We start from the raw sequence: 21,548 nt of genomic DNA, 5'->3' as shown, positions 1-21,548 counted from the left end.
CCATGATCCCACAACAGGCCTAGAAGTAGAGAGATCCGCACCCAACCGTACCCGGCAAAAAGGGGGATCCCGCCAAAAGGGGCTATTGTCAGGCTGGAAAGTCGACTGATAGACTAGCACTCGTAAGCCGAGAGTGCTAAAACCTCGACTACGGAAGCTTAGGTTTGCGCTCGATACAACCCTTCAGCCTCGCGTTTTAGGCCTTACGGAGGATATTTGTCATGGCTGCAGTAACTCTCAACGTCTCTACGCTGAAGCCGCTAGGCGACCGCGTGCTGGTCAAGATTGCCCAGCAGGACGAAAAAACGGCGGGTGGCATCTTTTTGCCCGATACCGCCAAAGAAAAACCCCAAGTGGGGGAAGTGGTCGCAGTTGGGCCTGGCAAGCGCAATGACGAGGGCAAATTGATCCCGATGGAACTGAAAGCTGGCGACAGAGTGCTCTACTCCAAGTACGCCGGCACAGAAGTGAAGCTGGGCAGCGATGAGTACGTGCTGCTGGCTGAGCGGGATATTCTCGCAATCGTTCAGTAATTTTCAGTCCTTCAGCGATCGATCCTCTACATCGCCCTTAGTCCATTTACGTTTGAGAGGTTGAGTATGGCCAAGTCAATCATTTTTAGCGAAGAAGCCCGTCGCGCCCTTGAACACGGCATGGATATTTTGGCAGAAGCCGTAGCCGTTACCCTTGGCCCCAAAGGACGCAATGTTGTGCTGGAGAAAAAATTTGGCGCACCCCAAATTGTTAACGATGGGGTGACCATCGCCAAAGAAATTGAGCTGGAAGACCATATTGAAAACACTGGCGTCTCCTTGATTCGTCAGGCGGCTTCCAAGACCAACGACACGGCTGGTGACGGCACCACCACCGCCACCGTCCTGGCCCATGCCATGGTCAAAGAAGGGCTGAAAAACGTAGCCGCCGGCGCCAACCCGATTGCCCTTAAGCGCGGCATTGACAAGGCGGTGAAGTTCCTGGTGGACAAGATCGCCGAACATGCCCGCCCGGTGGAAGACTCCAAAGCCATTGCCCAGGTGGCGGCCATTTCCGCCGGCAACGATGAGGAAGTGGGCCGCATGATCGCCGAGGCCATGGACAAAGTGGGCCGCGAAGGGGTCATCTCCCTGGAAGAAGGCAAGTCCATGACCACGGAGCTGGAAGTGACGGAGGGGATGCGCTTTGACAAAGGCTACATTTCCCCCTACTTCGTCACCGACACGGAGCGGATGGAGGCGGTTCTGGAAAACCCCTACATCCTGATTACCGATAAGAAAATCACCCTGGTACAAGACCTGGTGCCGGTTCTGGAGCAAGTGGCCCGCGCCGGTCGTCCGCTGCTGATCATCGCCGAAGACATCGAGAAAGAAGCCCTGGCCACCCTGGTGGTGAACAAGCTGCGGGGCGTGCTGAGCGTGGTAGCGGTGAAAGCGCCTGGCTTTGGGGATCGCCGCAAGGCCATGCTGGAAGACATCGCCATCCTGACTGGCGGTGAGGTCATCAGCGAAGAACGCGGCCTGAAGCTGGAGAACGCCCGTCTCGACTCCTTCGGCTCGGCCCGTCGCGTCACAGTAACCAAAGACCACACCACCATCGTGGCGGAAGGCAACGAAGCGGCTGTCAAAGCCCGCTGCGAGCAAATCCGTCGCCAAATTGAGGAAACTGACTCCACCTACGACAAGGAAAAACTGCAAGAGCGTCTGGCCAAGCTCTCCGGCGGTGTGGCGGTGATCAAAGTAGGCGCGGCTACCGAAACCGAGATGAAGGATCGCAAGCTGCGCCTGGAGGACGCCATCAACGCCACCAAGGCGGCGGTGGAAGAAGGGATCGTCCCCGGCGGCGGTACCACCTTGGCGCACCTGATGCCGGTGGTCACCGAGTGGGCGCAGGCCAACCTGTCTGGCGATGAGCTGGTGGGGGCCATGCTGGTTGCCCGCGCTCTGGGCGCTCCGCTGCGCCGCATTGCCGAGAACGCCGGCCAGAACGGCTCGATCGTGCTGGAGCGGGTGAAAGAGAAACCCTTCACGGTGGGTTACGACGCCCAGAACGACGCCTATGTGGATATGTTTGAAGCGGGCATCGTTGACCCGGCCAAAGTCACTCGCTCTGCCCTGCAAAACGCCGCCTCGATTGCCAGCATGGTGCTCACCACCGAAGCGATTGTGGTGGACAAGCCGGAGCCCAAAACCAACACGCCGGCAGGCAGCAGCAGCGGCATGAATGACTACGACTACTAATCGTTCGGTGAGGGCAAGACGGGTTCTCGCTTGCTGCAGAAACCTTGTTACCTCGCCAGTCTGTAGTCAACTGCCTTGAATAGATCTTTCGGGATCCCCCTCAGCGGGATCCCTTCTTAGGTTTTGAGGTGGATGTTAGAGGACGGTTCCAAATTGGATAGAGGCAGTGCGAGGGCGTTACTGGCAGTCGAACAGCGAGGGAACCCTACTCCCCTCTCCCTCTGGGAGAGGGGCTGGGGGTGAGGGCACCTCTGGGAGAGGGGCTGGGGGTGAGTCCTCGGTCAAACGTCCGGGGAAGGCAGTGTGGCTCGGTTGATCTGCATTGGTCTAGACTTGGCCTGGTCAAGCCGCAACCCCTCCGGGGTGGCGACGTTGCACGTCGAGATCGAAAATCCTGACGCCCAAGCCTTGACGGGCCGCCTGCTGGACAGCCGCATCCTGCAAACCGACCCGGAAATTGTGGACTACATCCAAGCCCAAGCCGGAGGGGATCCCTGCCTGGTGGCGGTGGATGCTCCCTTGCGCGTCCCCAACCTCAGCGGCCAGCGGCGGGCCGAAGCCGAGTTGAACCGAGTATTTCGCGCCTATGCCGCCGGCGCCCACCCGGCCAACCGCCGGCTCCTGGAAAAAAACGGCCAAGTGCGAGGGGAAGCTCTGGTGTACGCCCTCTCGCGTTATGGCTTTCGCGAGCAGGCCAGCATCGAGCAGGGATCCCTCGCCCGCCAGATCACCGAAGTCTTCCCCCACAGCGCCATGGTGAGCCTGTTTGGCCTCAGCCGCAGCCTCTCCTACAAGGCGCGTCCCCGCCGCACCTGGCTGCAACGAGAACAGGCGTGGCGGCTGTACCAGCAACATCTGCGGGCCTTGGCCAGCGCCGACCCTGCCCTGCGCGGCCACGAGCCCCTGCTCCAAGTGGAAGTGGGATCCCTCAGGGGCCGCCAACTCAAAAACTATGAAGACCAAGTCGATGCCTTGATGTGCGCCTACATCGCCCTCTACGGCTTTCGCTGGGGATCCCAGCGCTGCCACAGCTTCGGAAGTCTGCAAGAAGGGCACATCTTCACACCCCTACCCCCGTCATTGCCAACGCCTCCCGACCCTTATCTTCGTTGAGTCAACACACCATGGCTTACGCCACGCTGCGCGAATAGATAGAGTACGCGCTTTACGCTTCACCGACTTGTTGGTACAGAGGTCTCAGCGTGCTGCCACCGTGCAACCCACGGCGGGAAACTCTCCAGAGATTGAACTGGTTCTTCTCAATTGCAGCACGAACGGCTTTCATCCCGACACGGATTGGCTCTTGAGTCAACACAATTCACCCATACACTGCGGGGCTTCCCGCGGATTCAGCTCAACCGGAGGGAAAACTGGGCTCTTGCTAGCCTCGAATCACCTCTTGGCGGCATGATTAAGAGAAGGGGATCCTGCTGTCAAAGGGAAGGGAAACAAATGAACGTACAACTGGGCCGCAACCGGCAGGCAAGACGCGCTTACGGGCTGGATGAGATTGCTCTGGTGCCGGGCAGGCGAACTCTGGATCCCAGTTTGGTGGACACCCACTTCACCTTGGGAGGGATCCAACGGCCCATCCCCATCATTGCCAGCGCCATGGACGGCGTGGTGGATGTCAAGATGGCGATTTTGCTCTCCAAGCTGGGGGCGATGGGCGTGCTGAACCTGGACGGGATCCAAACCCGCTACGCGGATCCCGACGAGGTGCTGGATCAGATTGCTGCGGTCGGCAAAGACGAGTTCGTCCCCCTGATGCAGCGCCTTTATAGTGAACCCGTCAAGCCGGAGCTCATTCAAGAGCGCATCCGCCAGATCAAAGCCGCCGGCGCCATTGCCGCCGCTAGCTGTGTGCCCGCCCATGCTACCCAATACGGCCCCCTAGTGGCGGAAGCAGGCGGGGATCTGTTTTTCGTCCAGGCCACCGTGGTTTCCGTCCATCACAAAGTGCCTGAGGGCATGCAAAAGCTGGATCTGGCCGCCTTCTGCCGCTCCATGCCCATTCCCGTGGTGCTGGGCAACTGCGTCACCTATGACGTCGCCCTGGAGCTGATGCAGGCCGGAGCGGCTGGAGTGCTGGTGGGTATTGGCCCCGGTGCTGCCTGCACCTCCCGCGGCGTGCTAGGAGTAGGGGTGCCCCAGGCTACCGCCATTGCCGACTGCGCTGCCGCCCGCGACCAGTTCTTGGCCGAAACCGGCACCTACGTTCCCATCATTGCCGACGGCGGCCTGGTGACCGGCGGCGATATCTGCAAGGCCATTGCCTGTGGGGCCGATGCTGTGATGATCGGATCCCCCTTGGCCCGCGCTCAGGAGGCGCCCGGTCGCGGCTTTCACTGGGGCATGGCCACCCCCAGCCCTGTTTTGCCCCGCGGCACCCGCATTCGGGTGGGATCCACCGGCACCCTGGAAGAGATCTTGTGCGGCCCTGCCCGCCTGGATGATGGCACCCACAACCTCTGGGGCGCTCTGCGCACCAGCATGGCCACCCTGGGTGCCGCCAACCTCAAAGAAATGCACCAGGTGGAGATCTGCATCGCCCCTTCCCTTTTGACCGAGGGCAAGGTGTACCAGAAGGCGCAGAGCCTGGGCATGGGGAAATAGTCTCTCAGGAAATGCTAGACTCAGGGAGCCGAGGGGGCGGTTAGCTCAGCGGTAGAGCGCCTGCCTTACAAGCAGGATGTCACTGGTTCGAGTCCGGTACCGCCCATCCCCATTCAGGCTGGCAGCTTGGGATACACCCGCTAGCCAGGGCTGGATCCCTGAGGTAGAGTAATGAATGTGGAGCCTGGATCATCTACCACCGTTGGGTCTCGCATTGAGTCTGGCTCAAAAAGTGTGTAAAGTGGTAGACGACATCGACTGGGGCTGTACTATGTTCTTCTAAAGTCCGCAATTGTCAGGCTCGCTCACGAGTTAGACAGCTTGTTACTTTTAGAAGACACTGCTACAGCCAAGACAGGTGTGAGGACAAAGAAGAAGGAGAGAAACATGCCCGCGAAACACGCGAATCCCTGGAAAACGCTGCTGGCTGGCACCCTGGGTGCAGCGGCAGTCTTGACTCCTGGAGTGGCCTATGCCCAAGCTACAGGGCCTGTCACTTCGATCTCTGAGCTTTCCGATGTTCAGCCTACTGACTGGGCATTCCAGGCACTGCAATCGCTGGTCGAGCGCTACGGCTGTATTGCTGGCTACCCTGACCGCACCTTCCGCGGCAACCGGGCTATGACCCGTTTTGAGTTTGCCGCCGGGATGAACGCCTGCTTGGATCGCATCAACGAGCTGATTGCCGCCGGCCTGGCCGACAAGGTTTCCAAGGAGGACTTGGCTACACTGCAGCGGCTGCAAGAGGAGTTTGCCGCCGAGCTGGCGGCCCTGCGGGGACGGGTCGAGGCAGCAGAGGCTGATATCAACGACCTGAAGGGCAAGGTCTTCAACCCAGTCACCAAGCTCAATGCCCAGGTGATCACTGCTATCCTGGGCAGCGCCCTCACCGACGACCGGGTGGTCAACAACAGGGTGGTGGCTGAGAAGGATCAGGCGAACATGACCCTGCCCTACCGGGTGCGCTTGAACTTCGACGCTTCCTTTGCTGGGCGTGACCGTCTGCGCATTCGTCTGCAGGCTCGCGATGCGGTAACCACCTTCTTCGCAGGGGATCCGGGCGTTGGCTTCCAAGGGGGGGGTGGTGGCACCTTCACACTGGCCCAGTTGGTCTATCAGTTCCCTGCCTTTAACCGCGCTGCCACCATCTACGCTGGCATCACGGGCACGGGGGTGTCCAGTGTCCTGCAATACAGCGTCCCCTTCGATGCCCTCTCGGACTTTGCCGACCTCCCCAACTCCACGGGAGATGTGCCCAGTGGCACGCTGTTTGGCTTCCGCTATCGCCTCAGCGACCAGTTTCGTCTGGCCTACGCCTACAGCACCCGCGGCGGCCAGACCTTGGGCAGAGGTTTCGGTGACAGCGGTTTGACCGGTAACGACAGCGCTCACACGGTGGAGCTGGGCTTTCTGCCGACGGAAAATCTGGAGCTGTATTTGCAATTTGCTTCCACCTATCTGCAGGACGCTAGCCGCGGCCCCGGTTTCCTGGCTACCGGCAGCAGCCTTTTCCGCGGTCCGCTGCGCCGGAATGACGTCACCCCCTCGGCTCGGGTCAATGCCTTTACAGTGGCTGCTAACTGGGAGCTGAGCCCCCGCATTATCCTGTCCGGCTGGTTTACGGCGGGCAACGTTGACTATAACCTGCCCAATGTGGTGCCGGCTGGCACTATCGATCCGGGCGATGAAGACTTCAACGGGTTCTTGCTTGGTTTTGCCTTCCCGGATCTCTTCATTGAGGGTGCCAAGGGTGGCGTAGTCTTCGGTCAGCCGATTGTGACTACAGACAACGACGGGGTTTGGGATACTCGGCCCTTCATTGTGGATGTCTACTACAGCTTCCCAGTGAACGAGTACATTACCCTGACGCCCGCCGCCTACTTTGTGAGCAACCCCAATGGGGGCAGACCAGGGGACAACGACCCGACCATTGGTGTGGGCGCTCTGCGGGCAGTGTTCACCTTCTAATCCCTTGCTCTCCCGCCTAGGTTAACAACAACGGAGGGATCCGCTGCGGCGGATCCCTTTTTTGATGGGAAGTTTCCCAAGCCTTGCCCTGGAAGACATCGAGCAAGTTGGAGCGGGCGCCGGGAAGCTAGGGGTTACAAAAGGCGCACTGAGCCGGATCTGCCCAGGTCTCTGCCACAGGCTCGGTGTGGGTGTGGGAACAGCGGGCACAGCCATACACCCACGCCTTGGTTACAGGGGTGGGGGCACCACACTGGCCGCAGGGCAGCCCAGGCAGCGCACGGATGCGCCAGTAGCCGGGAGTGCCGCAGGCGGGGCAGAGGCTTTGGGCTTTGGCGATGAGGTTTTGGGTGGCTGCCGCAATCACCTGCAGGCGGGTTGGGTTGTACAGGGCCCGCATATCGGTTTCCAGGTGCAGCCCTCCCTGGCGGGCCAGCAGCTCTTCCACCACCTGCTTTAGGGTTGCTTCGTCTTGGATCCCTTTGTGGATAAGTTGGGGGTTTTCCGGCTGGTCGAGGGCGATCAGGCCGTGCTGTGGGAACCCCACCTGTCGGGCAAAGTCGAGCGCTTCTGCCCAGCTCTGCACCCAGCGGTGGCTGAAATTGGTTTGCACGCTTTCTGCATAGCCCACCAGCTCCAAGGGATCCGCGTCAGGTTCAAAAACCTTGAGCATGACCCACTCCTGGTTCCAAGGGATCCAGGGAAGCTGGGGGTGGGGGCCGAAAGATCCCTCGCTGGCCAAAAGCAAGGGGGCAGGACAAACTTGGCGGGCTCTCTCAATCTTTAGGCGTAGGGTGTGGATGGGATCCCCCGGTCGGGGCCGCTCCCGTGAGAAGGTGCCCAGTTGGTCGGTGTCGAGAGGTATCACTTGCACCCGGATCCCCAAGTGTTGGGACAAGAGAGGGGCGACCACTTGCTCCTTGCGATGCAGGGTTGCCAAGTAGGCAACCCGACCTTTCCATTGCATAGACTCAGGCCCGACCCCGATCCGGCAAACGAAGTCTACAGCTTTATTGTTGGGCTCATCGGATGGCTCAAACCAGGGGACTGGGTTCTGCCGCCAAGCCCAACTGGGCGACGGCCTCGGCCAAAGCGGCCTCCCGGCTCTCCACAAACCGCTCTGCCGGCAAGGGCAAACGTAGGCTTTCCAAGCGCTGTCGGATCCGGCTCCTGGCCCCGACAATCCACACCTGCTTGCCGCGATCCAGAGCCTCACGAATGGCATTTTCCAGAGAGAGTGTCGCCGAAACCCCCAGCATCGGCACATCCGACAGATCCACCACCAAAGCCAGACAAGAAGCCACCGCCTGGTGTTGGCGGGAAATGGCCTGGGAAACCCCGAAGATCATCGGGCCGCTCAGGTAAAACAGCAGCACCTGGCCGCGGCCCTGGCGCAGCAATTCCTTTTCCCGCGGCGTGAGATCCACCGCATCATCCGCATCGGTAATGGCCTTCACCTCTTCCGACTGCAGCTCGCTCAAGCGCTGGATGGTGAGCAAGTTGGCCACAAACACCCCCACTCCCACAGCAGCGATGAGATCCACGAACACCGTCATGAACATCACCCCGTACATGATGGCCGCCCCTTTGAGGGAGAGGCGGTGGGCCCGCTTCAGGAAGCTCCAGTCGAGGATATCCACCCCCACCTTAAAGGCGATCCCCGCCAGCACCGCCATCGGGATCCCTTGGGTGAGGGGAGCGGCAAACAGCACCACCATCAAGAGGATGAGGGCGCGGGTGATGCCCGCCAAGGGCGTACGTCCCCCCGTCTGGATGTTCACCACCGTGCCCATGGTCGCCCCTGCTCCCGGCAACCCCCCCAGGAAGCCGGAGACCAGGTTGGCGATCCCCTGCCCGATCAGCTCTTGGTCAGAGTCGTGGCGGGTGCGGGTGAGGTTGTCGGCAATCACCGCCGTCAAGAGGGTGTCGATGCAGCCCAGCATGCCCAGCACCACCCCGTCCAACACCAAGCTGGCCAAAGATGAAAAGGGCAACTGTGGCCATTGCACCTGGGGCAAGCCGGTGGGGATGGGGCCAATGCGCCGCAACTCCCAGTCAGCCATGAACCAGTTGGCCACCAGCGTTCCCAGCACCAGGGCCACCAACTGGGGCGGCACCGCCCGTCGCCAGGGCTTGGGATAGAAAAAGAGGATGGCCAGCGTCAGCAGCCCCAACCCCAGTTCCGGCACCTTGAGGTTAAGCAGGTAGGTCGGCAGGTTCTGCACCGACCCGATCACTCCCCCCTGGCTGGCGTGGCCCAACAGCGGCGGGATCTGCAGCAAAATCATGATCCAGCCAATTCCCGACATAAAGCCGGAGATGACGCTGTAGGGCATGAGGGTGATGTATTTGCCCAGCTTCAGGGATCCAAACAAAATTTGAAACAGGCCCCCCAGCATGACCACGGTGAAAGCTGGCCCCAACCCCTGATCCGGATAGCTGGCGGTAACCTTGGCAACCACCGCCGTCATCATCACCGTCATCGGCCCGGTGGGTTCGGAGATAAGGGTGGGGGTACCACCGAACAGGGCGGCAAAAAAGCCCACACACACCGCCCCGTACAAACCTGCCACCGGCCCCGCCCCGGAAGCCACCCCAAAGGCCAGAGCCATCGGCAGCGAGACAATCGCCGTCGTCAGCCCGCCGAAGAGATCCCCACGCCAGTTTTCTAGGCTTAGCCGCCGCTGCCAATCCAGAAATCTCCTACCGCCGGCCTGCTCTTCTTTCGCTTGCTGCAGCATGCTCCACCGCTCTCGACACTATGTAGGTAGGCTACCATTGAGCGTTACCATAAAGACTAGACTAGAGAATAGATTTCTACCTATAAGTTTCTTCAGGGATCCCCTTTTGGCGCCGAGTTTGGGAAACTCTCTCTGCCAAGCAGAGCTGCCTACCGACAGCCGCTCTACCCCAGAATGGTAGACTGGAAACACCTGGATTTGGGGTTACTGCCCTAGGTTGCCGACTGTTGGCGGGCAACAACCTTCTGCCCTTGCACCCTGCCCGCGCCCAAGTCCACCGGGATCCCTCACCTCCACCTCCATCCCATGAGCGACAACGAATTGACCGCGCGCATCATCTGCACCGACTTGCAGCGGGAGATGACGCAGTCCTACCTGGAATACGCCATGAGCGTGATTGTCGGGAGGGCTCTGCCAGACGCGCGGGATGGCTTGAAGCCGGTGCATCGCCGCATCCTCTACGCCATGCACGAGCTGGGCCTGACGGCGGATCGGCCTTTTCGCAAGTGCGCCCGCGTTGTCGGGGATGTGATTGGGAAATACCATCCCCATGGGGATCAGGCGGTTTACGAAGCGCTGGTGCGCATGGCCCAGGACTTCTCCATGCGGGAGCGCCTGGTGGACGGGCACGGCAACTTCGGCTCCATCGACAACGACCCGCCGGCGGCCATGCGCTACACCGAGTGCCGCCTCACCGCCTTTGCCCAGGAAGCCCTGCTGCAGGATATCGACGCCAACACCGTTGACTTCATCGACAACTACGACGGATCCCAGCAAGAGCCGCTGGTGCTGCCGGCGCGGATCCCGCAGTTGCTCTTGAACGGCTCTTCCGGGATTGCTGTGGGCATGGCCACCAACATCCCGCCCCACAATCTGGGAGAGCTGGTGGACGGCCTGATTGCCCTCATCCACAACCCCAACCTGACCAGCCTGGAGTTAATGCAATGGATCCCGGCCCCCGATTTCCCCACCGGCGGGCTGATCATGGGCCAGGAGGGCATCCGCGAAGCCTATACCACCGGGCGCGGCTCCATCACCCTGCGGGGGGTGGCCACCATCGAGACCATTGAGCAGCGGGGCCGACCGGCGCGGGACGCCATCGTGATCACCGAGCTGCCCTACCAGACCAACAAGGCAGCCATGATTGAAAAAATTGCCGAGTTGGTCAATGAGAAAAAACTGGAGGGCATTGCCGACATCCGTGACGAGAGCGACCGCAGCGGCATGCGGGTAGTCATTGAGCTGAAGCGGGATGCCCAACCGCAGGTGGTGCTCAACAACCTCTACAAGCAAACCCCCCTGCAGAGCAACTTCGGGGTCAACATGCTGGCCATCCTCAACGGCGAGCCGCGCACCCTGACCTTGCGGGATGCCCTGCAGGCTTTCTTGGATTTTCGGGCAGAGGTGATCGAGCGGCGCACCCGCTATGAGCTACAAAAGGCGCAGGAGCGGGATCACCTGTTGCAGGGGTACCTGGTGGCTTTGGGGCAGTTGGATCGGGTGATTGCCCTTATCCGCGGAGCTGCTGATACTGCCACAGCCCGCGCTGAGCTGCAGAGCCAACTGGGGCTAAGCGAAGCGCAGGCCGATGGCATCCTACAAATGCAACTGCGCCGCCTTACCGCCCTGGAAGCGGAGAAAATCCAGGCCGAACACGAGGACTTGCTGCGGCAAATTGCCGATTTGCGGGACATTCTGACTCGGCGGGAACGGGTAATGCAAATTATCTGCGAAGAGCTGCAGCAGCTTAAAGCCCGCTTTGGGAGTCCGCGCCGCTCCCGCCTCTGCCTCGAAGACGGTGAGCTGGAGGTCGCCGATCTCATCGAGAACCGCGAGACGGTTATCTTTCTCACGGAGCAGGGCTACATCAAGCGCACGGACATCGAAGAGTTTCAGGTGCAGGGGCGGGCCACCCGTGGCAAGGCTGGCACCCGCATCAAAGACGACGATGCCATTGAACAGTTTTTTGCCTGTCGCAGCCACGACACCATCCTCTTTTTCACAGATCGGGGGATGGTCTATACTCTGCCTGCCTACCAGATCCCTCAAGGGAGCCGCACCGCCCGTGGCAGCGCCATCGTCCAGTTGCTGCCCCTGAGCCGGGAAGAGCGGGTTACCTCGATGGTGCCCGTGAGCAAGTTCAGCGACGACGAATACTTGGTGATGCTCACCCGTGGGGGGTACATCAAAAAAACGGCCCTCAGCGCCTTTGCTAACGTCCGCTCCAACGGCCTAATTGCCATTTCTCTGGAGGAAAACGATGAGCTGCGCTGGGTGCGCCGCGCCCGCTCCAGCGACGATGTAGTGATGGCAACCCGCCAAGGCATGTCCATTCGCTTCCGTGCCGACGACGAGCAACTGCGTCCCTTAGGGCGGCCTGCTCGCGGCGTGCGGGCCATCACCCTCAACCCCGGTGACGACATCGTCAGTATGGACATCATTTTCGCCGAGTCGGTGATGGCCGCTGAGCGAGAGGGGGAGGGGCTGGCCAACCCCTGGGTGTTGGTGATCACCAAAGAAGGGCGGGGCAAGCGCTCGGCCATCGACCACTTCCGCCAGCAAAACCGGGGTGGCAAGGGGGTAATCGCCACCAAGTTCCGCCAGGAGTCGGATGAGCTGGCTGCCCTGCGCATCGTCAATGCCGAGGACGAGATCCTGTTGGTAACCGCCAGAGGCATTGTCATGCGCCAGTTGGCCAAGGCCATCCCCACTCAGTCTCGTGAGGCAACAGGGGTGCTGGTGCAGCGCCTGGATCCCGAAGACAGCATTGTAGGAGTGACGGTGGTGCCCGCTTCGTTTATCGGGGATCCGGCAGAAGCTGAAGAGGAGCCGGCAGATGGGCTCCCCAGGCCGACAGTTGATCCCTGAGGTACGGCATTTGCCGCTTGGGAAGGGTGGGATCCCGTACCGAAGGCAGCAAGGCGCAGGTGCTAAGTTGGGCATAGCCCAAATTGCGGGAGCGGTGAGAGCCTGAGGGATCAGGCAAGCCGTCCAGTTGGGCTTTACCTGCTGTGTTTGGGGAGCTTGGTAACTCCATGTCCAGCCCAATCAACTTCATTCCTGGCTTTGAGGCTGTGCCAACGCCTAGCCCCAACAACCGGCTCTGGCAATACCTGCAGTCTCAGGATCCCAGCGTTTTTCAGGATATTGCCCGCAATTCTTCCCCAGAGGTGCTGGAGATCCTGGGCTATAACATCCGCAGCCTGCTGGGCAGTTTGCCGTCCGACCAATTTGGCGTTCAAATCGTCACCAACCGCGAGAGTTTGGCAAAGATGCTCTCGGGTGCCATGATGGGGGGCTATTTTCTGCGGGTGATGGAGCAGCGCCTGGCCCTGGAGCAGTCTTTGGGCAACTCATCCGCCGCTGTCCCCTCTTCCCAACCTCCAACACCGGATCAACCTCCAACAGCGGAGGGAGGCAGCGCCCAGTAGCTCCGGGCTCAGCCTTGCGGGCCTGAAACCAAGTTCAATCCATTCTCTCTGTTGCCGCCGAGGACGTTTTAGGGCTGATGCTGGGTAGGGGTTCACCAGACGAGGGATCCGAGTTCAGCCGCCCGCCTCGGCGGGTTTTGATCTGCCCGGATAGCTTCAAAGGATCCCTGACGGCCAAGGAGGCGGCAGAGAGCATCGCCCGCGGGATCCAACAGGGGTTGCCCCAGGCGGAGATAGAGCTGCTCCCTCTAGCCGATGGGGGTGAGGGCACGCTGGAGACCTTGTTGTCGGCACTGGGGGGAGAAAAACGGCGGTTGTGGGTCAGCGGCCCGCTGGGGGATCCCGTCTGGGCCGAGTATGGCGTGGTAGGCGAGCGGGCGCTGCTGGAAGTAGCCCAGGTGGCCGGCCTGACCTTGGTGCCCCCGCAGCGGCGGGATCCCACCCGCACCACCACCTATGGCCTAGGGGAGCTCTTGCGGGCCGTCTGCCGGGATCCCATTGCTGAGATTTGGATAGGGCTGGGCGGATCCGCCACCGTGGATGCGGGAGCGGGAATGGCGCAGGCCCTGGGCTATCGCCTCCTGGATGAGGCCGGGGATCCCATTGGCTGGGGGGGAGGGGAGCTGGCCCGGCTGGCGCGCATCGAGCCGCCCAAGCAGCCTGTCTGGCTGGGCAAGTGCATCCGCGGCCTCTGCGATGTGCAGAACCCCCTCACCGGCCCGTTGGGGGCGGCTGCCGTTTTTGCGCCCCAGAAGGGCGCCACTCCCCAGCAAGTAAGGCAGTTGGAGCAGGCCCTGCAGCACTGGGCCAGAGTAGTGGAGCGCGACCTGGGCCGGACGGTGGACGGGATCCCAGGGGCCGGCGCTGCCGGTGGGCTGGGGGCAGGGCTGGTGGCCTTTTTGGGAGCTACCCTGGAGTCCGGGATCCAGCTCTTGGCCCAGCACTTGGCCCTGCCGGAGCGCATGCGTCGCTGCGACCTGGTGGTGACCGGCGAGGGCCGCCTCGATGAACAGAGCAGCATGGGCAAAGTGGTGGGGGCAGTGCTGGAGCAGGCGAGCGCGGCGCAGAAGCCCTTGCTCATCCTCTGCGGCCAGGCCACCCCGGCAGCTCGGGCTAACTTGACTGCCCGATCCCTTCCCATCAGGGTTGGCGCCCTCTGTGACCGGATCCCGGATGTGACCGAAGCGCAGCGCCAGGCCAGCCACCATTTGGAGCAGATGGCCGCTTGCGAGTTGAAAAAGTTTCTAGCCGGGGATCCAGCCGTTATATAGTCATTGCAAAGGGTTATGGAACAGCCTGTCCGTTGCTCTCCAGCTCCCCTCTCCCTGAGGGAGAGGGGCCGGGGGTGAGGGGAGCTCCCTCTGGGACAGGGAGTGGTGTGGTCGCGTGAGCGGTGCGGAGCGCTTGGGCCGCTAGCGACAAAGTATCTCAATCGTGTTTGGAACAACTATAATGGCCTGAATGGGTTATTTTTTTAAAAATCATGGCCACTATTGAGTTTTCTCCCGGCATTCCAGAAGTGCCAACGCAGGTGCGGCTGCTGAAATCCAAAAATGGCAAGCGGGGATCCGCCATTTTTCGCTTTGAGGAGCTGAAGTCCGACACGCAAAGCATCCTGGGCATGCGGATGATCGACGAGGAAGGGGAGCTGACCACCCGCAACATCAAAGCCAAGTTCTTGAACGGGGAATTCAAGGCCCTGGAAGTGATCTACGACATGGAAACAGAAGCAGAATGGGAGCGCTTCCTGCGCTTTATGGAGCGCTTCTCGGCAGCCAACCAGATGGGCATGGCCTAGGGGGCTCAGCTTTTGGATTTTTTGCTCCCCTTGGCGGACTTGCTCTTGGCTTTGGGCTGTTTGGGAGCGGTTCCCTGGGCCTGCTCAACGGGGGGCTGTCCCAGGAGAGGTCGCTGCTTGTGCCAGTCAGTGCTCTGCTCGTAAGCATAGGCCACCCGCAGCACCTTACTCTCCTGCAAGACGTTGCCTATGATCTGCAGGCCGATGGGCAGACCGTTGGCAAAGCCACAGGGCAGGCTCAGCCCCGGCAAGCCCGCCAGGTTGACCGGGATCGTCATCAGGTCGCACAGGTACATGCTCAAGGGATCCTCCCGCTCGCCGCTTTTGAAAGCCGGCGTGGGGGTGGTGGGGCTGACCAACACATCCACCTTCTCGAAGGCCCGCAGAAAATCTTGCTTGATCAAGGTGCGCACCTTCTGGGCCTTGAGGTAGTAGGCATCGTAGTAGCCGGCAGAGAGGGCATAAGTGCCGATCATGATGCGCCGCTTCACCTCCGGCCCAAAGCCGCGGGCGCGGGTCTTGCCATACATAGCCAAGAGCGAGTCGGCAGGTTCCCGCAGGCCGTACTTGACGCCGTCGTAGCGGGCCAGATTGGAAGAAGCTTCGGAAGGAGCAATGATGTAGTAGGTAGCTAGACCGTAGCGAAAGCTGGGGCAGTCAATCTCCAGGATCTCCGCCCCCAGCTCCTGCAGGTGTTGGATAGCCGCTTGCACAGCCGCGCGGGTCTCTTCCCCACACCCTTCCCCCAGCAGGTCGCGGATGACGCCAATCTTGAAGCCCTTGATATCGGGGATCAAAGCCTGGCTATAGTCCGGGATCTCCACCCTAAGGCTGGTGGAGTCCATGGGGTCGTGGCCGGCAATCCCCTGCAGCAGCAGGGCCACATCCTCCACCGTGCGCCCAAACGGCCCCACCTGATCCAGAGAAGAGGCAAAGGCCACCAGCCCATAGCGGGAGACCAGCCCATAGGTGGGCTTGAGGCCAACCACGCCACAGAAGGCCGCCGGCTGGCGGATCGATCCCCCCGTATCCGATCCCAAGGCCACCACCGCCTGGTCTGCCGCCACCGCCGCCGCCGACCCGCCTGAGGATCCCCCCTGGCACCCGCGTCAGATCCCAGGGGTTGGCAGTGCGCTGAAAGGCCGAGTTTTCCGTGGAGCTGCCCATGGCAAACTCGTCCAGGTTGGTCTTGCCCACCGTCACCATGCCGGCTGCCGCCAGCCGCGCCGTCACCGTTGACTCGTAGGGCGGAATAAACCCCTCCAGAATCCGAGAAGCGCAGGTGGTGCGGATCCCTTGGGTGCAGAGGTTATCTTTCACAGCCAACGGGATCCCGGCCAGCGGACCAATCGCCTCCCCGGCGCGAATGCGGGCATCCACCGCCCTAGCCTGTTGCAGCGCCAGCTCCTCCGTAACAGTAATAAAGCTCTTGAGCTGCGGCTCCAGTTGGTGCAGGCGCTCCAGGTATTCGCGCGCGATCTCCTCGGCTGAGCGCTCTTTGCTCACCAACTGGCGGTGCAGGGCACGGATAACAGACATATGGCAAACTCGCTAAGGAAGGGAAAGGCCGATCGAGCAACGTCAAAGTTCTCTCTAGAGTAATCCAGCACGGATCCCTACTAACTCCCCTCTCCCTCAGGGAGAGGGGCCGGGGGTGAGGGGCTGCTCTCCCAAAGAGAGGGGCCGGGGGTGGTCGCGTGAGCGGTGCGGAGCGCTTGGGCCTACCGCCGTTCCAAAAAATCGCGGCGCAGATCTCGAATCTCCTGCCGCATCTCCCTCATCTCTTGGGCCATCTCGTCAGTGCGCCGTTCCAGAGCTTCAGTTCGGCGCTCCAGGGCATCCGTGCGGCGCTCGATAGCGCGGGTGCGCGCATCAAAGCGATCCATGGACTCGCGGAAAAACTGAGCCAGCATTGCCTGCCCTTCTCGCAGTTCTTGAATCAGAAGCTGCTGATTTTGTTGGACAAGACGTAGCTCCTGCTGGGCCGCTTGCAGCTCTTGAACAGCGCGGATCAGCCACTCTTCTTGTTCCGGAGTCATTATCAACTAGAGCGAGAGGATGCCAAGATCCTACCACCAACTCCCCTCTCCCTCAGGGAGAGGGGCCGGGGGTGAGGGCAATGGAGAGTAGGGAACTCGAATCCCTGACCTCTGCGGTGCGATCGCAGCGCTCTACCAACTGAGCTAACTCCCCGTGGCTTTACCAGAATAACCCAAGTCCGCCGCCAAGATCTCCCCCGCCTGCAGCTCCAGCCCTGCAAAAACCTTCGAGGGCACCCGCTCGGATCCCTTCACCTCCAGCAGGTCGTACCAGCCCTCGTGCAACAGCAGCAGGCTCACCTTCTCCTCCATCGGATCCACAATCCAGTACTCACCAATGCCCAAAACACAGTATTCCGCCCGTTTGGCTCGGTAGTCCGCCGCCCGGCTTGATTCGCTCACCACCTCCACCACCAACAGCGGCGGCGGATCCTCCAAGCGAATGAGAGCCTCTCGGGATCCCATCTCCTGCCACTGCTGCAGAGGCAGCACCACCACATCCGGGATCCGCACCGTATCCCAGCGGTTGCCCCGCGGCGACTGGATCCCGATAGCCATCGGCTGAGAAGTCCACGGTAGCCCCTGGCGCCGGATCTCAACTCGAAAAGCGGTATTGAGGAAATCCACAATCTGACCATGCCGTCCGGTTGGAAGGGCCATCGGCACCAACTCCCCCGCCACCAGCTCATAGCGGGTATCGCCGCCATCGGAATACTTGAGGTACTCTGCCAAACTCAGGCGAGCCGCTGTCGACCCAGGAACGGATCCTATCGTCAAAGCCACAGCCGCCTCCAAAAGCCACTCTGCTGCCATCCTAACTCCCCTCTCCCTGAGGGAGAGGGGCCGGGGGTGTTCGCGCTAGCGGCGCGGAGCGCTTGGGCCTACCGCCGTTCCAAAAAATCGCGGCGCAGATCCCGAATCTCCTGCCGCATCTCCTTCATCTCTGCCGCCATCTCGTCGGTGCGGCGTTCAATAGCCCGAGTGCGCTCGTCAAAGCGCTCCAGCGCCTCGCGGAAAAACTGCGCCAGCATCGCCTGCCCCTCGCGGACTTCCTGAATCAGAACCTGTTGATTCTGTTGGACAAGGCGCAGCTCCTGCTGAGCAGCTTGCAGCTCTTTTTGGGCAGCCTGCAGCTCTTGAACGGCCCGGATTAACCACTCTTCTTGCTCTGGAGTCATCGTCAAAAAGCTCAACAGAGGATAAGAAAACCCTACTCCCCTCTCCCTGAGGGAGAGGGGATGGAGGTGAGGGATCGGGGGTGAGGGCCTCAGTACAGCGCCTCTTCTTGATGGGTGATGATGGTGCAGTCAGAAGTGGGGTAGGCCACGCAGGTCAACACATAGCCCTGCGCAATCTGATCGTCATCCAGGAAGGATTGATCACTTTGATCAACCGTGCCGCTTACCAGCTTGCCGGCACAGGTCGAACAGGCCCCGGCGCGGCAGGAATAGGGCAGCTCGATCCCTTGCTCCTCCGCCACATCCAGAATGTACTCGTCGTCCGGCACATCGATGGTAACGTCCAAGCCCCGCTCTTCGTTGATCAACCGAACTTTGTAGACAGCCATCCTGCTTGGGTCTCCAGAAAAAACGTCCACTCCTCATCCTGCCACCCTTCTGCCCCGGATCAAGCACCCTTTTGCGAGGAAATAGGCAAATCTTCCGGTTTTTGGGGGGCAAAGCGTCAACCCCCTGCCCAGCAAGGATCCCACCCGCCCCCCAGACCGCGCTGTATCCCCCTGGATCCCAACTTTTCTTGAAAAAAGGGCAAGACTTGTCAACCTGGGCAGATCTGCCTGTATGATTTACGGAGTAACCAGAGCAAGCGCTGACACAAGCGCGTATGCGTCTCCCGCCCGAACGGCAAGCCCCTAGCCCCATTAGTTGCTTTGGGCCGGTCAATCGGGTAAGTTAAGGGAAGTGTTCAGCCGAACCCTACTTTTTTGGTTAAGAGGAGAAAAATGAACGGAACAATGCAGAAGTGGCTGCTAAAGTCACTGGGTTCTTTGACCTTAGCGTCTGCCGTGATCCTTGTGCCTGTGATCCTGACGGGCTGCGGCGAAGATAGCTCTGGCCCGGCAGTGCCTGTGCCGCCCCCACCGCCGCCGGCCCCTCCGGCTCCCCCGGCCCCGCCGCCAACTCCCACGCCAACCCCCCGTCCCTCGGGAACGGTTAACGTCACTCCTGAGAGCAACATCAGTCAGATCATCGCTTCCTCTGATCCGGCTCAGCCTCTTACCATCGTTCTCCAGCCGGGTGTTTACCGCCAGAACATTGTCATCAACCGCAGCAACGTTACGGTGCGCGGTGCAACTGGCAATGTGGGCGATGCCATCGTGGTGGGTGCAGCTACCGGCGCCCCCGTGCAAGTGACCAACAATGCCAGCGGCGTTGTCCTGGAGAACTTCAGCATTCTCAACACCCGCTCTTTGGAACCCATTGAGTACGGCATTAATGCCGAAGGCGCCACCGAAGTTACCGTTACTGGCGTCGATATTGTTCTCTTTCCAACGGTAACCACTCCGGCCTCGCGCGGGGTAGCTATTGGCTTTGGCTCAGCGGCTGCCGCCACCACCTCCAAGAACCTGACAGTAACCCGCTCTAACCTGTTTGTGGCTGGCGCGGGCAGCTCGGCAGGCATCCGCATTGCCGGCGACAACGCGGGCATCAACCTGCGGGTGGAGACCAACAACATCTTCTTGGGCTACGAATCTGTCCCCGACATCCCAACTCAACTGATCAACCTTGCGGCCCAAGATGTGGGTGCCGGCTCTGCCGCCATCTTCATCGAGCCGGCAGTGACGGGGCTGAGCTTGACTTTTGCCGGCAACACCATTACCCCAAGAACAGCGACGGCCAACGTCTACGCCATTCGTGACGACCGCGGCAGCGGCTTGAGCGCGGCTGAGCGGCGGGCCATTGTGGCGGCAGTCAGCGGCCTTGCTTTCAACAGCAACACCAGCAACGTCTATCTCTCCCTCACCCGCGCCATTGCCGAGGCGGCCGGCCCCAACCCGACGGTGACGGCAGGCCCGGGTTCCTTCACGGCAGAAGGTGAGATTGTGATCCCTGCCGACAAGCCGGGCCTGACGCTGAACTCCCTCGACGGCACGAGCACGCTGCGCAACGTCAAGATCTTGGCCAACGACGCCACCCTGGGGGGAACGGAGGGCAACGGCTTCCGGATTACGGGCACCTTGGGCCGCGACCCCGACGCAGGCGGCCCGGCGGCGGACTACCAGGTGGGCATTGGTGAGTGCGACCTGGCCAACCAAGGGGCGCGCAACGTAGAAGTTTCCTTCAACGACTTCGCACGGCCCACGCAGGCCGACACCTACGTCTCTGTCCAAGTCTGCGACTTCTCGCAGGCTGATATCTACAAGAACCTGCTGCGCGGCTACACGGTTGCCGGCGTGCACGTGGTGTCGGCGGAGCCTGCCACGGTCACCATCCGCGAGAACCGCTTTGAGGCTTCCATCAACAGCCCCGTCTTCGTTGCCGACATTGTGGATCGGCAGACCCAGGCTTCGGGCAACCTCTCGCCCTTTGCCAAGGCCTCGGTGACGGGCAACGTCTTCAACCAACCGCCCCAAGGCACGGGAGCTATCTACGCTCGTCCGAGTGTTGACCTCACGCCAACCGCGACCGGGGCGCTAGGCGGCGAAGGCACCATTCTGCAGGCTTTCTTCAACAACACCATCACGCCAACGCCCGTTCCCGGCGTTACTGTGTGTGGACGCGTCGAGAGCTTGGCGGGCGCGCCGGGCAACCTGGTGAACTTCTTGGATAGCTCGCCAACGCTGGTTCCCTTCACCTCCAGCGTTTTCGGTGTGGTGTCGGATGCCCTCTGCTCGGCGGTAGGCTTTGGTCCAGGGGCCAGCCTGCAGTTCCGTCCAGGCGGCACGCCACCAGCGACACCCACACCGACACCTACCCCTGCGGGCCCGCAGCTCACCATTCCGGGGCTGCCTGCCGGCGCGACGGTCACCATCCGCCAGGCTGATGGCACAATCATCGCCACCTCCACGTCGGTATCCGGCAACGTGGCCACCTTCTCCGGGCCCTTTACCATCCCCTTCGGTGGCCAGATCCGGATAACGCCGGCCATTGCCTCGCCGTCGGCGATCACGGTGGGCGGCACGACGCTGAGCACCTTCGACAACACCACCAATCCCGGCAGCACCACCTACTTCAACTTCGGCCCGGCCATCTCGGTCAACTAGCCTTGGGCTAGCGCTATCAGGGCGACCTGTTTCTGTTGAGTCAACAAAAGAGCTGCTCAATGCCGCCAGGTCGCCCTTTCCTATCTGTCTTGCCTGCGCATTCCCGGTTTTTTGGGTTCCCCACTGTACATTTTGGATCCTGGTTGGGTATTCTATTACCAGGTTTGGACGAGATTTTCCCTGTTGAGTGAGCCGGGCTGCGCTTGCCAAGACTTCAACCCTTGGTCAAGACCTTATCTTCGGAGATTTGTGACAATGTCTAACCGCAACTTCTTGCCTGGCTTGCGCTCTTCCCTGGTCTCTCTGGCCCTGGCCTCCTCGCTGGCAGGGGTGATGGCCGCCTGCTCTTCTGACACGCCCACCGCTACGCAGGTGCCCTCTACCATCTCGGCGCAACTGCCCGAGACGGCAACCCCCGCCACCGACAGCATCGCCTTCTACTACGACGGGGTGAAGACCTCCATCACCATCAAGGACGCGGCCATCCTGTTTGCCGCCA

The 21,548-nt window shown here is 61.2% G+C and carries 16 protein-coding genes, 2 tRNA genes and 2 pseudogenes; 12 read left to right on the top strand and 8 right to left on the bottom strand.

What is annotated here, in order from left to right:
* The first annotated feature begins 221 nt into the window (after nt 1-221).
* The 6 genes from groES (at nt 222) to NW841_RS04195 (ending at nt 6,818) form a co-directional block, all read left to right on the top strand.
* Entirely contained in the window at nt 222-533 is a 312-nt protein-coding gene (gene groES, locus NW841_RS04220; protein ID WP_011430254.1) for a co-chaperone GroES, read from the top strand.
* Nucleotides 534-599: 66 nt separating this feature from the next.
* Nucleotides 600-2,234, top strand: coding sequence for a chaperonin GroEL (groL, locus tag NW841_RS04215; RefSeq protein WP_414366006.1), 1,635 nt, complete (start codon nt 600-602; stop codon nt 2,232-2,234).
* A gap of 303 nt (nt 2,235-2,537) precedes the next feature.
* Nucleotides 2,538-3,347, top strand: a complete 810-nt coding sequence (locus NW841_RS04210) for a DUF429 domain-containing protein (RefSeq protein ID WP_414385528.1) — start codon at nt 2,538-2,540, stop codon at nt 3,345-3,347.
* A 339-nt stretch (nt 3,348-3,686) separates the two neighbouring features.
* The gene (locus tag NW841_RS04205) at nt 3,687-4,850 is read left to right on the top strand and encodes a GuaB3 family IMP dehydrogenase-related protein (RefSeq protein ID WP_414385527.1); all 1,164 of its coding nucleotides are present in this window, start codon (nt 3,687-3,689) and stop codon (nt 4,848-4,850) included.
* A gap of 34 nt (nt 4,851-4,884) precedes the next feature.
* Nucleotides 4,885-4,956 (top strand) — tRNA-Val (locus NW841_RS04200).
* 281 nt (nt 4,957-5,237) lie between these two features.
* Complete coding sequence (locus tag NW841_RS04195) at nt 5,238-6,818, top strand: iron uptake porin (RefSeq protein ID WP_414371014.1); 1,581 nt, start codon at nt 5,238-5,240, stop codon at nt 6,816-6,818.
* A 127-nt stretch (nt 6,819-6,945) separates the two neighbouring features.
* On the opposite strand, the gene NW841_RS04190 is transcribed toward NW841_RS04195, so the two are convergent.
* Together NW841_RS04190 and NW841_RS04185 are read right to left on the bottom strand one after the other, a co-directional pair.
* Nucleotides 6,946-7,785, bottom strand: coding sequence for a DUF6671 family protein (locus tag NW841_RS04190; protein WP_414378116.1), 840 nt, complete (start codon nt 7,783-7,785; stop codon nt 6,946-6,948).
* Between the two features lie 67 nt (nt 7,786-7,852).
* Complete coding sequence (locus tag NW841_RS04185; RefSeq protein WP_414385525.1) at nt 7,853-9,559, bottom strand: SulP family inorganic anion transporter; 1,707 nt, start codon at nt 9,557-9,559, stop codon at nt 7,853-7,855.
* A gap of 306 nt (nt 9,560-9,865) precedes the next feature.
* Here NW841_RS04185 and gyrA point away from each other — a divergent pair, with 306 nt between their 5' ends.
* The 4 genes from gyrA (at nt 9,866) to psb28 (ending at nt 14,788) form a co-directional block, all read left to right on the top strand.
* Nucleotides 9,866-12,427, top strand: coding sequence for a DNA gyrase subunit A (gene gyrA / locus NW841_RS04180; protein ID WP_414385523.1), 2,562 nt, complete (start codon nt 9,866-9,868; stop codon nt 12,425-12,427).
* A gap of 167 nt (nt 12,428-12,594) precedes the next feature.
* Nucleotides 12,595-12,990 carry a DUF760 domain-containing protein gene (locus tag NW841_RS04175; protein ID WP_414366210.1) on the top strand — a complete coding sequence of 132 codons (396 nt, stop codon included), beginning with the start codon at nt 12,595-12,597 and terminating at the stop codon, nt 12,988-12,990.
* A gap of 77 nt (nt 12,991-13,067) precedes the next feature.
* On the top strand, nt 13,068-14,261 hold the full coding sequence (locus NW841_RS04170; protein ID WP_414385520.1) for a glycerate kinase: 1,194 nt from the start codon (nt 13,068-13,070) through the stop codon (nt 14,259-14,261).
* Between the two features lie 212 nt (nt 14,262-14,473).
* Nucleotides 14,474-14,788: a photosystem II reaction center protein Psb28 gene (gene psb28 / locus NW841_RS04165; RefSeq protein WP_414366731.1), complete on the top strand. Its 315-nt coding sequence runs from the start codon at nt 14,474-14,476 to the stop codon at nt 14,786-14,788.
* A gap of 5 nt (nt 14,789-14,793) precedes the next feature.
* On the opposite strand, the pseudogene gatA reads toward psb28, so the two are convergent.
* The 6 genes and pseudogenes from gatA to NW841_RS04135 form a co-directional block, all read right to left on the bottom strand.
* A pseudogene (gene gatA, locus NW841_RS04160) lies at nt 14,794-16,327 on the bottom strand (Asp-tRNA(Asn)/Glu-tRNA(Gln) amidotransferase subunit GatA).
* Nucleotides 16,328-16,509: 182 nt separating this feature from the next.
* Complete coding sequence (locus NW841_RS04155) at nt 16,510-16,827, bottom strand: hypothetical protein (RefSeq protein WP_414336537.1); 318 nt, start codon at nt 16,825-16,827, stop codon at nt 16,510-16,512.
* Nucleotides 16,828-16,908: 81 nt separating this feature from the next.
* A tRNA-Ala gene (locus tag NW841_RS04150) sits at nt 16,909-16,981 on the bottom strand.
* Nucleotides 16,972-17,640 carry a Uma2 family endonuclease gene (locus NW841_RS04145; protein WP_414385518.1) on the bottom strand — a complete coding sequence of 223 codons (669 nt, stop codon included), beginning with the start codon at nt 17,638-17,640 and terminating at the stop codon, nt 16,972-16,974. Before NW841_RS04145 ends, NW841_RS04150 begins: the two co-directional genes overlap by 10 nt.
* A 68-nt stretch (nt 17,641-17,708) precedes the next feature.
* Entirely contained in the window at nt 17,709-18,005 is a 297-nt protein-coding gene (locus NW841_RS04140; protein WP_414385516.1) for a hypothetical protein, read from the bottom strand.
* Between the two features lie 89 nt (nt 18,006-18,094).
* A complete protein-coding gene (locus NW841_RS04135; RefSeq protein WP_414360687.1) occupies nt 18,095-18,394 on the bottom strand; it encodes a ferredoxin in 300 nt (99 codons plus the stop codon).
* Nucleotides 18,395-18,850: 456 nt separating this feature from the next.
* On the opposite strand from NW841_RS04135, the gene NW841_RS04130 reads away from it, so the two are divergent.
* Both NW841_RS04130 and NW841_RS04125 read left to right on the top strand, forming a co-directional pair.
* Entirely contained in the window at nt 18,851-21,049 is a 2,199-nt protein-coding gene (locus NW841_RS04130) for a hypothetical protein (protein WP_414385514.1), read from the top strand.
* Between the two features lie 255 nt (nt 21,050-21,304).
* Nucleotides 21,305-21,548 (top strand): annotated as a pseudogene (locus NW841_RS04125) (hypothetical protein); the annotation flags it as partial.

This window comes from Synechococcus sp. H60.3 (genome assembly GCF_047462295.1).
Classification (GTDB): domain Bacteria; phylum Cyanobacteriota; class Cyanobacteriia; order Thermostichales; family Thermostichaceae; genus Thermostichus.
This window is presented reverse-complemented; position numbering and strand designations above follow the sequence as displayed.

Bases quoted from the DNA above. Each gene is read 5' to 3' on its own strand.
- psb28 (WP_414366731.1), top strand. From the start codon at position 14,474: ATGGCCACTATTGAGTTTTCTCCCGGCATTCCAGAAGTGCCAACGCAG.
- NW841_RS04145 (WP_414385518.1), bottom strand. From the start codon at position 17,640: ATGGCAGCAGAGTGGCTTTTGGAGGCGGCTGTGGCTTTGACGATAGGA.
- groES (WP_011430254.1), top strand. From the start codon at position 222: ATGGCTGCAGTAACTCTCAACGTCTCTACGCTGAAGCCGCTAGGCGAC.
- NW841_RS04135 (WP_414360687.1), bottom strand. From the start codon at position 18,394: ATGGCTGTCTACAAAGTTCGGTTGATCAACGAAGAGCGGGGCTTGGAC.
- gyrA (WP_414385523.1), top strand. From the start codon at position 9,866: ATGAGCGACAACGAATTGACCGCGCGCATCATCTGCACCGACTTGCAG.
- NW841_RS04175 (WP_414366210.1), top strand. From the start codon at position 12,595: ATGTCCAGCCCAATCAACTTCATTCCTGGCTTTGAGGCTGTGCCAACG.
- NW841_RS04205 (WP_414385527.1), top strand. From the start codon at position 3,687: ATGAACGTACAACTGGGCCGCAACCGGCAGGCAAGACGCGCTTACGGG.
- NW841_RS04155 (WP_414336537.1), bottom strand. From the start codon at position 16,827: ATGACTCCGGAACAAGAAGAGTGGCTGATCCGCGCTGTTCAAGAGCTG.
- NW841_RS04195 (WP_414371014.1), top strand. From the start codon at position 5,238: ATGCCCGCGAAACACGCGAATCCCTGGAAAACGCTGCTGGCTGGCACC.
- NW841_RS04170 (WP_414385520.1), top strand. From the start codon at position 13,068: ATGCTGGGTAGGGGTTCACCAGACGAGGGATCCGAGTTCAGCCGCCCG.
- NW841_RS04190 (WP_414378116.1), bottom strand. From the start codon at position 7,785: ATGCAATGGAAAGGTCGGGTTGCCTACTTGGCAACCCTGCATCGCAAG.
- NW841_RS04185 (WP_414385525.1), bottom strand. From the start codon at position 9,559: ATGCTGCAGCAAGCGAAAGAAGAGCAGGCCGGCGGTAGGAGATTTCTG.
- NW841_RS04140 (WP_414385516.1), bottom strand. From the start codon at position 18,005: ATGACTCCAGAGCAAGAAGAGTGGTTAATCCGGGCCGTTCAAGAGCTG.
- groL (WP_414366006.1), top strand. From the start codon at position 600: ATGGCCAAGTCAATCATTTTTAGCGAAGAAGCCCGTCGCGCCCTTGAA.